Below are 10,459 nucleotides of genomic sequence, written 5' to 3' on the forward strand. Positions count from 1 at the left end.
GGTCCCCGCGGCCAGGACCCCATTGCAGGGACTGGCGGGTGCCATGAAGCATTCGCTGCGCTGACCAGACCGCAGGCCGCGAGCCGCGGCTCTTCAGCCGCTGAAACCCCGGCCATTGCGGTAGGCATAACCCGCCGCATCCCGCCCGCCGCGCGGGATTTCCCCGACCGCGACCCGTGCCCGGTACCGGGCGATCTCCAGATATTCGTGCAACGCGACATCGGCGACGGCGAAATTATGTGACTTCGGCAACGGTGATTTCTGCGCGTGCAGATAGTCCGCGCGCACCTGCTGGGCATCAATGCCGAAATGCGAGAAATACAGCTGGCTGCGCCGCAGATGCACGCTAGACGACACCAGTACCACATGATCGGGCGCAAAGTCGTGCAGCACATCGCTCGTGAGTCGCGCGTGCTGCCAGGTGGTCCAGCTGTAGGGCTCGATCAGCACATCGCTGCCCGCCATCCCCAGCGTGAGCAATGCGTTCCTGTAGACCTGCGCTTCGGATACACCCGTGCGCTGCGCATCGCCGCCGCTGACGATGATCTTGCATTCCGCGCCCGTCTTGCGGCAATCGCGCTGGAGCGTGGCCGCTTCCACGATGCGTGCATAGGAGCGAATGCCCGGTTCGACGCAGCCGCTGGCCGCGATTTTTTCCGTACCTCCGCCCAGCACAACAATCGCATTGCGCTGCGCCCAGGCATTCACCGGCTTCACGTCATAGGCCGCTTGCAGGTTGCCCAGCAGCCACGCAGGAATATAGCCACAGCCCACCGCCAGAAACAGGACCGCACAGAGCGCATACAGCGATCGACCCAGGCGCCGCCAGCGCCCTGCGCAACAGGCTGCGGCCAGCACGGCGAGTGCAATCAGCAGACCGAGCGTCATGCGCGCCTCGCGGGCGCAGCGCGCAAAGCCATGGGGAAGATGGGCCCGCAGGGGCCCGGTCGGGTAGAAAGTTCTCGCACGGTGATTCCTTGGACAGGGAATGGAAGGACGTCAGCAGCCGGCTGCGCCTGGACATATCCAATGATAGTTAAAAACTATTTATTTATCAACAACAATAGCTTTCGGTGCAGAATACGGCAACTCCCTGCACCGCACGACCACGCTTCAGGACAATTTGAGCAGCAGCACGCCAATGACGATCAGCGCAATGCCCACGCAACCCCGGCGCGCCAGCGCCTGCTGGAAGAAGACCCAGCCGGCCGCGGTGGTGAGGACAATGCCCATGCCGCCCCACAGCGCATAGGCCACCGACAGGTCGATGCCCTGCACGGCCTGGGACAGCGCGGTAAAGGACGCAAGAATGCAGGCAATGCCCAGCACGCCCCAGGTCTTGCGCCGCCAGCCGGCCGAGGACTTGATGAAGATATTGGCTGCCACTTCCAGCAGCACCGCGAGCCCCATATAGGCGTAGTGGATGAACTGTGCGTTTTGCATTCTTCACTCCCTGGCCATAGGACCGCCGGTGTTGACCAGCACCACGCCGGACACCAGCACGGCCATGCCCAGCGCCTTGAGCGGCCCTATGCTTTCGCCGAAGAAGCGATAGCCGATGAAAGCCACGGCCGTCAGGCCCAGTGTTTCCCAGGTGGCATAGGTCACGGCCATGGGGATATGCTCCATCGCCACCGCGAGCAGGAAGAACGACAGGCCGATCATGGCGTACATGAACAGCAGCGCCGGCCAGGCCGCGTGCTGCGACACCAGCTTCATGACGCTGACCCCGACGATTTCCGTGGCCACCGCCGCAAGCAAAAAGATCCAGGGGCGCAAAGCCATGGCAATCCTTGGGTTGAAAAAAACATGAAGGGGCGGACCCCTTCGCGGGGTGCAGCGCAGAAAAATGCTTTTTCCTGGGCTGTGATGCCATTATTCAAGTACTCTTCGGATTGAAAAAGTCAACATCCATCTGTTTTATTGATATAGCAACGCCATGCATTGGACCTTGGACCAACTCCGGCAGTTCGTGCTGACCGCGGAAAGCGGCTCCTTCAGCGAGGCCGCGCGCCGTCTGGGGCGGGCGCAGTCGGCCGTCAGCACCGCCATCGCCCTGCTCGAAGCCGACCTGGGGCTAGAGCTGTTCGACCGCTCGCGGCGCAACGCCCAGCTCACCGATGCGGGCGAACTGCTGCTGCTCGAGGCGCGCGAGCTGCTGCGCCAGGCGCAATCGCTGGAGCAGCGCGCGCAGTCGCTGAGCGCGGGCAGCGAAGCCAAGCTGTCGCTGGCGCTTGACGAAGCCCTGCCCTATACGGCGGTGAGCACGCTGATCCGTGAAATCGCCCAACGCTTTCCCGACCTCGAGCTGACACTGCTCAACGGCACGGCAACCGAAGTCGCCGAGTATGTCGACCAGCAGCGCGCGCAGGTGGCGATCCATTTCGTGCGCGGGGCGATTTCCGCGCGCTTCGACCAGCGCCATATCGGCACCGTCTCCCAGGGCCTGTTCGTGCCCGCCGGCCACGCGCTGACCCGGCGCCAGCCCGTGCAGCGCAAGGACCTCGTGCCCTATCGCCAGCTGATCCTGCACGCCGAAGACGTGCACGAGACAGCGTACAGCCCCAAGGTCTGGCGCGCCGACAGTTTCTACAGCCTCGCCGAAATGGTCGCCGATGACCTGGGCTGGGCCATCCTGCCGGTCAACATCGCGACCGACGAGACCTACCGCAAGCCGCTGCAGCAGCTCGATTGCCCGTCGCTGGCCCTGCCCCAGCTGTCGGTGCGCGTGCTCTGGTGCCAGGGCTGGCAACCGGGCCCGACCGCCGACTGGGTCCAGGCCCGTTTCACCGAACTGCTGCGTTCAGGCGATTGAACCGAGGGCCTAGCGCCGCTGGCTGGCAGTCTTGGGCAGGAAGGCCGTGGCCAGCCCCAGCAGCGGCAGATACGCGCATTGCTGGTAGACCCAGACGATGCCGTGGATGTCGGCCAGTTGCCCCAGCCCCGCGGCCGCCATTCCCGCGATGCCGAACATCAGGCCGAACATGATGCCCGACACCATGCCCACGCGGCCCGGCACGGCTTCCTGGGCATAGACCACCAGCGCCGCGAACGCCGACGACATCACCAGGCCGATCACCACCGCCAGCGCTGCGGTCCAGAACAGATTCGCATGCGGCAGCGCCAGCGCGAACGGCGCAACGCCGAGGAACGACACCCAGATCACGGCCTTGCGACCGATGCGGTCACCCACCGGGCCGCCCGCGAACGTGCCCAGCGCGACGGCCGCGAGAAACACGAACAGATAGAGCTGGCTCTCGCGCACGCTGGTGCCGAAGCGCTCGATCAGATAGAACGTGAAGTAGTTGGTGAACGCCGAGATATAGACGAACTTGGCGAACATCAGGATGGCGATGACCCCCATTGCGCGAATCACTTCGGGCCGCTCCAGCCCCTGGGCATGGTGGCGGGCCATGCTTTTGCCCTGGGCTTGGGCGTGGCGCAGCGTCCAGCCGGTGATGCGCCACAGCACCCAGATGGCGAGCAGCGCGACCAGCATGAACCAGGCGATCGCCGATTGCCCGAACGGCACGACGATGGCCGCGGCCAGCAGCGGCCCTATCGCCGAGCCGGTATTGCCGCCGACCTGGAACGTCGACTGCGCGGTGCCGAAGCGCCCGCCCGACGCCATGCGCGCCACGCGCGAAGCTTCCGGGTGGAACGTGGCCGAGCCCACGCCGACCACGCAGGCCGCCACCAGCAGCATCGGGTAGCTGCCTGCCGATGCGAGCATGCCGATACCGATCAGCGTCACGACCATGCCGGCCGGCAGCAGATAGGGCTTGGGGTGCTTGTCGGTATACAGGCCTATCCAGGGCTGCAGCAGCGAGGCCGTGATCTGGTAGGCCAGCGCGATCCAGCCGATCTGCGCGAAGCTCAGCGCGAAATCGGTCTTGAGCATCGGGTAGATAGAAGGCAGCAGCGCCTGGATCAGGTCATTGAGCAGATGCGCGAAGGCCGCGGCGCCGACGATGCGGTAGGCGAAACCGGAAGGCGGGGAATGGGGCTGCGTATCGACAGCCACAGCAGCGCTGGAGAGGGACATGGGACAGGAACCTTGCGAAATGGCGACCTCGCCCCGCAGAAAGGGCAGGGCAATCGGTGCGCGCCGGAGCCGATTCTAGAAATGGCGATAAAGTCTGTCTCGCGCCATTTGGTGAGCAACCATCGCAAAAAGGACATGCGCCATACGCCCGAGACCCCTCTCCATCCGCAGGCCCTGGCCCAGGTCGAAAGCAGCGACGCGGCCGTGACCTGCCTCGCGACCGACTACCCCGCGGGCTGGAACATTCCGCCGCATGCGCACGGCAAGCACCAGCTGCTGCATGCAATCCAGGGCGTGATGGTGGTGCACGCCGACGCCGGCCAGTGGATAGTCCCGCCCAGCCGCGGGCTCTGGATGCCCGCGGGCATGACCCATTCGCTGCGCTGCATTGGCGAAGTGCAGATGCGCAGCCTGTTCGTGCAACGCGACGCCGCGCCGCAGTTGTTCGCCAGCTGCCAGGTCGTGGGTGTCTCGCCGCTGCTGCGCGAACTGATACGCGCCGCCGTCGACGTGGTGCCGCCGTCGCTGCCCGATTCGCGCGATGCGCGCCTGCTGCGGCTGCTGCTCGACGAGCTGCACGCCCTGCCCGTGCTGCCGCTGCACCTGCCCATGCCGACCGACCCGCGCGTGCTCGCCATCTGCCGACGCCTGCAGCAGCGGCCCGACGACACCTCGACGCTGGCCGACTGGGCGGCCCAGGCGCAGATCGACGGCAAGACCATACAGCGGCTGTTCGCCGCCCAGACCGGCATGACGTTCGGCCGCTGGCGCCAGCAGGCGCGGCTGCTGCGCGCGCTCGAACTGCTCGCGGGCGGCGACAAGGTCATCGACGTCGCGCTGGCGCTGGGCTACGACAGCCCGAGCGCGTTCGCGACCATGTTCCGCAAGCACTTCGGGCAGACGCCGAGCCAGTTTTTCCAAGCCTAGGGCGGCGCCGACGCAGCGGGGTGTGACCTGGCCCATGGGCATACCGCAATTTCCGGAAATCGCCCTGGAAAAACAGGGAACGCAGACATGCGCCCGGTTACTGACCTGTCACATGTGCGAAGAAATCGCCCCGCCCGTTTTTCCAGGAGATTCCATTGACCCCAGACCAACGCCAACAACTTTCCCAGGAAATGCAAGTCGCCATCGACGAAGCACAACAGGTGCTGGACGCAGCGCGGCGCTTTCATGCAGACCATGGCCTGGCCCCCGAAAACGCACGCACTTTTCTGGAAAGCCAGATGTCGCCAGAAGACATTGCCCAGGTACATGCCGAGGTCGACGCCAAGATGCAGGAAATCGAGCGCGACGCCCGCTTCAACGCGTCCCCCTCCTCGGGCAAGCCGTCGCAGCGCCTGCACCGCCACCAATCCATGATTTGAACCGTGGCGATCGGCCCGGTACGGGCATGTGATCCCGCACTTCTTCCTCCGTCCTACTTTGAAAGCGCAAATCCCATGAGCATCGGTGGAATCACCCCCTTCAATTCGGCCGCTGTTTCTCAGACCCAACTGAACGACACCCAAGGCACGGCGCCGCTCAACCGCCAGTTGCTCAAGAGCGTGCTGCTCGCGGATCAGATGAGCGGCAAGATTGCGAGTGTCAGGGAACAGCAGAAACAGCATGGACTGTCGTCCAGCCCCATCGACCAGCAGTTGGCCAGCTTCTGGCAAGGCCGGATAGACACGTTCGAAGAGCGCGAAGGCGTCGAACTGGTCCAGTACGAGCACAGCCGTGACGCCTCCTTTCTGCAATCCAAAGGAGGCCAATTGAGGGCAGAAGTCGAAAAAATGCCGGCCGGGCCCGAAAAGGATGAAGCCAAACAGAAACTGGAGTCATTCCTGAAATCCAACTCCGACAAGATAGAAGCGCGATACCAACAGGGGATGGCCAGGGAGACAGGCTCGCTTCCCGCGCGTGACCCTTTCAAGAACGTGAAATACATCACGCTGGACCAGGCTGCGCCCTCGTTCGCTCCGACAGGCATAATCCAGTCGGATCTGGCCCAACTCAATCATTTGAAGGATCTGTTGGCCAACAGCACCAGCATCCGGTGATCACTGCGCTGCCGCACGCACGGCGGCAGCGCATCACTCCATGGCCGTCGCCTCGCGCTCGGCCTTGGCGCACCATGCCCGCAGATTCCACAGCATGCCATCGACGAGGCGCACTTCGTCGCGCACATAAGCACCCTCGGCGTTCTTGCGGAAATAGTCGTGGAGGGTGAGGCTGTGCGTGCCGTTGCGCAGGCGCAGCACCAGGTGATTGCCCGAGCGGCTGGTCACGATATCAGTGGCGCCCACGCCAAGCGTGCCGGCACCGCGCCAGTCAGGGCCCTGGCTGTTGATGCCCGCAGCGCCGTCCTGGCGCAACTCACCCGCATTCTCCATTTTGATTTCCCCTCGCGCTTGGCGCCTACGGTCGGCGTTGGATTGAAAGAATTCAATACTCTTATCAATATATAAAAATCAAAAGTTAAAAACTATCAATTTTCCAGATGGTGGCGCAATCGGGTGGGGCGACGAAGGCAGAGCGCGTCCTACAGGGTTTTCAGGGAATGCGCCGGCCATTGATCGCCAGGTCGGGCGGAGGATAGAGCGCTGCGGCGCACCGCTGCTGCATTTACCTGACCCATTGAGGAGCCTGCCGCCATGAACCACCGCCCCCTGATTTCCGCCCACACCGCAGCGCTTTGCACGCTGGCGCTGTTTCTCGGCGGCTGCGCCGCAAGCCGCGACCACGGCTTGCACGGGTCTTCGTCCCACTCCGCGCCTGCGGCGCGGGTGGCCCTCGTCACGGCCAGCGGTGCGCCCGCGGGCCAGGCCACGCTGCGCGAGCTGCCCGGCGGCGCAGGGGTGGAAATCGCGATTCAAGTCCAGGACATGGCCCCGGGCCCGCATGGCTTTCATATCCACGCCGAAGGTGTCTGTGCGCCCGGCCCCGACGCGGCCACCGGGCAGACCGTGGCGTTTGGCGCGGCCGGCGGGCACTTCGATCCGTTCATGACGCGCAAGCATGGCCGCCCTGGTCAATCGGCGCACGAAGCCCATGCGGGCGAGGCGCCCAACATCCTGGTGGGCGCGGACCGTCAGGGCAGCCTGCGCTTCACCAACCCCAACGTGACGCTGCAGCCTGGCCAGACCTCCGTGATGGGCCGCACGCTGGTCGTGCATGAACGCGAAGACGATTACGCGACCAACCCCGCGGGCAACTCCGGGGGCCGCATCGCCTGCGGCGTGATCACGCCCGCGCCGCGTTCTTGAATTCTGGCGCGACCTGGATTTCGACTGACTGGACAAGCACCGCCACTGGCGCGCGCCATCGCCGACCTGGGGTTGACCCGCGCCTGACTCGACGGCGAAAGCGCGGCCACGCCCAGGACCACGCAGCAGACCATCACCCCGGGCCTCGAGATGCTGCGACAAGGCGCGCGTGAATGGTTTCGGCGGCCTGCAGGCCTGTGAGGTAGGCCCCGCCGCAGGTCTGTGCCAGCTCGGTGGCACAGGCTTCGCCCGCGAAGTGCACGCATTCCGTGCCCGCGCGCGCCAGCACCTTGCGCGCATCGCCGCCGCGCGTGCGCAGATAGGCATAGCTGCCCTGGAACAGCGCATTGCGCGACCAATCGGTCGCGGCCCCGGTTCCGAGCCGGCGCCCTGCCAGCCCCCCGACGCATGCGCGCAGCCGCGACAGCACGTCCTGGACCGCGTCGCGCGCGGGGGCGCACGACAGCGCGCGGCCATAGGCGCCACCCGCGAGCGCAACGACCAGGGAAGAACCAAAAGGGTTGACCAGAAAAGCCAGGGCCTTGGCCGGCTGGAACGAATGGCCTTCGCTGAGCCAGTCGCCGGGCGCAAAGCCCGCCAGCGGGCCGTCGAGTTCCAGGATCACCTTGTTGAAGTGGCCCATGGGCAGGGCGTCGAGCGCCGCGAGCGCCGCAGGCGAAAGCCCCGGCGTGAAGCGTATGGTTTCGCTGCGCAGCACGCCCGTGGACACCGTGACCAGGCAGTGCGCGGCCGTGACATCGCCCGTGGTGGTCGCGACCTTGACGCTGCGCGCGCCCTGCACGATGGCCGTCACGCGCTGGCCCAGGGCGATCTTCAGGCCCCGGCCCAGCGATTCGACGATGCGCCCCATGCCCTGCTGGACCAGCCAGTTGGGCGCGCTGCTGCCTTGCGCGCGCAGGCCCAGCACCGAAGTGTCCTCGGCATCGCCCCCCGCATCGAGTTCGGCCATGCTGCGCACCGCGCGTTGCATGGCCGCGTCGCAGGGTCCGGCAATCAGGGACGCAAGCGCACCGTCGGCCGGCCCCACCCGGCCCATGGCCTGCGCCAGGCGTTCCTCGGCCGCGAAGATCGCCGCGCGCTGGTCAGCGCCCAGAGGAATGCCGGCATCGAGAAAATGCCGGGCCGCGCCGTCATGCGCGAGCAGCGTGAAATCGAGCGCCCGCGCGATGGGCGTGAGCGGATTGCGCACCGCCTGGTGCAGCCAGCCGCAGCCCAGGTCGATGGGCACGGCAAAAGAACGCGCATCGGTCCAGGCGCGCCCGCCTATGCGCTGCGCGGCTTCGAGCACCAGCACGCTGCGCCCGCGCGCCTGCAGCCGCCGCGCCGCGGCGAGTCCTGCCACGCCCGCGCCGACGATCACCACATCGACCTGCGTCACAGCCGGCCAGGCCGTTGCATGCCAGGGCAGGCCGGCAGCGCCCAGTGCCAGAAAGCGGCGCCGTGACAGGGAATGCAGGACGGAATATGCGGCCATGCCGACAACTGTCGTACGCTTGTCCGCAGGCGTGTTCCTCCAAAACCCGGCAGCGGTCAAGGCGCCACAGCCCTGCGCTAGCTGCGCGGCGCCGCGGCAAAGGCGCGGCTCAGATAGCGCGAGCCCTTGAGCCCGAAACGCCAGGGAACATCCATTGCCTTGGAAATGCCGATGCGCGGCCCAAGCACGATCTCGACGCCCGCCGCCGCATCCGGCGCCAGCAATTCAAACGGCGGCAAGGCCAATGGCTGCGCATTGAGCCGCGCATCGATGCCCAGCGCCTGGGCCAGGCGCCCCGGGCCGGCACACAGCAGGCGCAGCTCCTGCAGGCCGCGGCGCGCGCGCATGGTGGCAATGCCATGCGTGGGCTCGAGCGCGCGCAGCAGCACGCCGGCGCCATGGCCGGCTTCGCGGCATACCGTGTTGAAGCACCAGTGCAGGCCATAGGAGCGATAGACATAGGCATGGCCCGGCGGCCCGAACATCGCGCCATTGCGCGGCGTCTGCCCGCCAAAGGTATGCGAGGCCGGGTCGGACTGGTCATAGGCCTCGGTCTCGACAATGCGCCCGCCCACGCCATCGACCAGCAGCGTGGCACCTATCAACTGGCGGGCCACTTCATGGGCGGGCGCGGAAAAATCTATCAAAGTCATTGACCAGCACCTTCATCGCCGTCTGCCCCGTTCAATGCTTCTTGGGCAATGCGCTGGGCTTCATCGAGCACTTGCGGCAAGCAGCCCTTGCCCACGAACATCTTGCGTTTGCTGGCAGAAAGCACGCCCTGGTTTTGCACCAGCAGCCGTGACAGCAGGTTCATGAGATTGTTGTTCATATCAATCTCCCGGTTGAGGCGCGCATAGACACGGTCGAAACGGTGCAGGAACTGGACTTCCTCGTGCAAGTCATGCTGCAGAGCTTCCTGGGCCATTTCCAGCCCGAACTGTACGCAGGAGCTTGCATCCCAGTAGTGATAGATCTCCGGTGCCCCTTCGAAGCTGCAGTCGAATTCCATGTCCGAGACCTTGGCTACGGTCCATGCCTCTCGCGCCAAGGCCGAAAAAGAGCACAGTGCCTGGAGATAACGGTCTTCATGGCGCGCCATGGCCATGGAAATGGGCAGCACGAGGCCGTTGGGCAACAGGGCATCGCGGCAAGCAATCTTGTGGAACAGAAAGCGCGACAAACGACCATTGCCGTCCATGAAGGGGTGGGCAAAGACAAAGCCGAAGCTCACCAGCGATCCCAGCACCAGGGGGGGAATACCGGTGTCTCTTTGATTGGCAAGATCCAGCAATCCGTCCATGACAGGCAACAGATGCTCGGGCGTCGGCGGAAGCATGCTCGGGCACTTGAAGGCAGTCTGCCAGGCGTACAAACTTTTGCACCGGGTAGACCCGGGCCGGGCACGCGGGTTCAAAGGCTGCAGTCCGCAGGGCCTGGCGCAGATGGGCATAGCCCACTTTTCGATGATGTGCCATCTCGTCCTCGGAAAACTTTGATTTTTGAACCGTGCGATTCGATTTTCGCAACTTCAATCAAGAAAAAACAACTTTTCCCGATTTTTTCAGGATTTTTTTACTTTTCCTTCTTGCAGGATATGTTCCGTGCACCAACGAGTGCGCAAAACACGGCGATGGCAGATATACTGTAATTAAATACAGTATACCGCCA

13 protein-coding genes are annotated in these 10,459 nt (G+C 65.0%); 5 read left to right on the forward strand and 8 right to left on the reverse strand.

What is annotated here, in order from left to right:
• Positions 1-93 precede the first annotated feature (93 nt).
• The 3 genes from GVL12_RS20900 to GVL12_RS20910 form a co-directional block, all read right to left on the reverse strand.
• Entirely contained in the window at positions 94-888 is a 795-nt protein-coding gene (locus tag GVL12_RS20900) for a YdcF family protein (RefSeq protein ID WP_159917491.1), read from the reverse strand.
• 225 nt (positions 889-1,113) lie between these two features.
• The gene (gene mdtI / locus GVL12_RS20905; protein ID WP_159917492.1) at positions 1,114-1,443 is read right to left on the reverse strand and encodes a multidrug/spermidine efflux SMR transporter subunit MdtI; all 330 of its coding nucleotides are present in this window, start codon (positions 1,441-1,443) and stop codon (positions 1,114-1,116) included.
• Positions 1,444-1,446: 3 nt separating this feature from the next.
• The gene (locus GVL12_RS20910) at positions 1,447-1,785 is read right to left on the reverse strand and encodes a multidrug efflux SMR transporter (RefSeq protein WP_159917493.1); all 339 of its coding nucleotides are present in this window, start codon (positions 1,783-1,785) and stop codon (positions 1,447-1,449) included.
• A 154-nt stretch (positions 1,786-1,939) separates the two neighbouring features.
• Between GVL12_RS20910 and GVL12_RS20915 the strand changes: the two genes are divergently transcribed.
• Entirely contained in the window at positions 1,940-2,815 is an 876-nt protein-coding gene (locus GVL12_RS20915; protein WP_159917494.1) for a LysR family transcriptional regulator, read from the forward strand.
• 9 nt (positions 2,816-2,824) lie between these two features.
• On the opposite strand, the gene GVL12_RS20920 is transcribed toward GVL12_RS20915, so the two are convergent.
• Positions 2,825-4,045 carry an MFS transporter gene (locus GVL12_RS20920; protein WP_159917495.1) on the reverse strand — a complete coding sequence of 407 codons (1,221 nt, stop codon included), beginning with the start codon at positions 4,043-4,045 and terminating at the stop codon, positions 2,825-2,827.
• A gap of 135 nt (positions 4,046-4,180) precedes the next feature.
• Here GVL12_RS20920 and GVL12_RS20925 point away from each other — a divergent pair, with 135 nt between their 5' ends.
• The 3 genes from GVL12_RS20925 to GVL12_RS20935 all read left to right on the forward strand — a co-directional run bounded on the left by GVL12_RS20925 (position 4,181) and on the right by GVL12_RS20935 (position 6,087).
• A complete protein-coding gene (locus GVL12_RS20925; RefSeq protein WP_200843962.1) occupies positions 4,181-4,972 on the forward strand; it encodes a helix-turn-helix transcriptional regulator in 792 nt (263 codons plus the stop codon).
• Positions 4,973-5,127: 155 nt separating this feature from the next.
• A complete protein-coding gene (locus GVL12_RS20930) occupies positions 5,128-5,412 on the forward strand; it encodes a hypothetical protein (RefSeq protein ID WP_159917497.1) in 285 nt (94 codons plus the stop codon).
• 75 nt (positions 5,413-5,487) lie between these two features.
• The gene (locus GVL12_RS20935; protein WP_159917498.1) at positions 5,488-6,087 is read left to right on the forward strand and encodes a hypothetical protein; all 600 of its coding nucleotides are present in this window, start codon (positions 5,488-5,490) and stop codon (positions 6,085-6,087) included.
• A 33-nt stretch (positions 6,088-6,120) separates the two neighbouring features.
• Here GVL12_RS20935 and GVL12_RS20940 read toward each other — a convergent pair whose 3' ends face one another.
• Positions 6,121-6,420, reverse strand: coding sequence for a hypothetical protein (locus tag GVL12_RS20940; protein WP_159917499.1), 300 nt, complete (start codon positions 6,418-6,420; stop codon positions 6,121-6,123).
• 261 nt (positions 6,421-6,681) lie between these two features.
• Between GVL12_RS20940 and GVL12_RS20945 the strand changes: the two genes are divergently transcribed.
• Positions 6,682-7,293: a superoxide dismutase family protein gene (locus GVL12_RS20945; protein ID WP_159917500.1), complete on the forward strand. Its 612-nt coding sequence runs from the start codon at positions 6,682-6,684 to the stop codon at positions 7,291-7,293.
• Positions 7,294-7,426: 133 nt separating this feature from the next.
• On the opposite strand, the gene GVL12_RS20950 is transcribed toward GVL12_RS20945, so the two are convergent.
• From GVL12_RS20950 to GVL12_RS20960, 3 genes are all read right to left on the reverse strand, one after another.
• Positions 7,427-8,788 (reverse strand): NAD(P)/FAD-dependent oxidoreductase, encoded by a 1,362-nt coding sequence (locus tag GVL12_RS20950; protein WP_159917501.1) that lies wholly within the window; start codon positions 8,786-8,788, stop codon positions 7,427-7,429.
• A 77-nt stretch (positions 8,789-8,865) separates the two neighbouring features.
• The gene (locus GVL12_RS20955; protein ID WP_159917502.1) at positions 8,866-9,441 is read right to left on the reverse strand and encodes a DNA-3-methyladenine glycosylase; all 576 of its coding nucleotides are present in this window, start codon (positions 9,439-9,441) and stop codon (positions 8,866-8,868) included.
• The gene (locus GVL12_RS20960) at positions 9,438-10,127 is read right to left on the reverse strand and encodes a Fic family protein (RefSeq protein ID WP_200843963.1); all 690 of its coding nucleotides are present in this window, start codon (positions 10,125-10,127) and stop codon (positions 9,438-9,440) included. Before GVL12_RS20960 ends, GVL12_RS20955 begins: the two co-directional genes overlap by 4 nt.
• Between the last annotated feature and the right edge of the window lie 332 nt (positions 10,128-10,459).

The organism is Pantoea sp. 18069 (genome assembly GCF_902706035.1).
GTDB lineage: Bacteria > Pseudomonadota > Gammaproteobacteria > Burkholderiales > Burkholderiaceae_C > Comamonas.

Bases quoted from the DNA above. Each gene is read 5' to 3' on its own strand.
- GVL12_RS20900 (WP_159917491.1), bottom strand. From the start codon at position 888: ATGACGCTCGGTCTGCTGATTGCACTCGCCGTGCTGGCCGCAGCCTGT.
- mdtI (WP_159917492.1), bottom strand. From the start codon at position 1,443: ATGCAAAACGCACAGTTCATCCACTACGCCTATATGGGGCTCGCGGTG.
- GVL12_RS20910 (WP_159917493.1), bottom strand. From the start codon at position 1,785: ATGGCTTTGCGCCCCTGGATCTTTTTGCTTGCGGCGGTGGCCACGGAA.
- GVL12_RS20915 (WP_159917494.1), top strand. From the start codon at position 1,940: ATGCATTGGACCTTGGACCAACTCCGGCAGTTCGTGCTGACCGCGGAA.
- GVL12_RS20920 (WP_159917495.1), bottom strand. From the start codon at position 4,045: ATGTCCCTCTCCAGCGCTGCTGTGGCTGTCGATACGCAGCCCCATTCC.
- GVL12_RS20925 (WP_200843962.1), top strand. From the start codon at position 4,181: ATGCGCCATACGCCCGAGACCCCTCTCCATCCGCAGGCCCTGGCCCAG.
- GVL12_RS20935 (WP_159917498.1), top strand. From the start codon at position 5,488: ATGAGCATCGGTGGAATCACCCCCTTCAATTCGGCCGCTGTTTCTCAG.
- GVL12_RS20940 (WP_159917499.1), bottom strand. From the start codon at position 6,420: ATGGAGAATGCGGGTGAGTTGCGCCAGGACGGCGCTGCGGGCATCAAC.
- GVL12_RS20945 (WP_159917500.1), top strand. From the start codon at position 6,682: ATGAACCACCGCCCCCTGATTTCCGCCCACACCGCAGCGCTTTGCACG.
- GVL12_RS20950 (WP_159917501.1), bottom strand. From the start codon at position 8,788: ATGGCCGCATATTCCGTCCTGCATTCCCTGTCACGGCGCCGCTTTCTG.
- GVL12_RS20955 (WP_159917502.1), bottom strand. From the start codon at position 9,441: ATGACTTTGATAGATTTTTCCGCGCCCGCCCATGAAGTGGCCCGCCAG.
- GVL12_RS20960 (WP_200843963.1), bottom strand. From the start codon at position 10,127: ATGCTTCCGCCGACGCCCGAGCATCTGTTGCCTGTCATGGACGGATTG.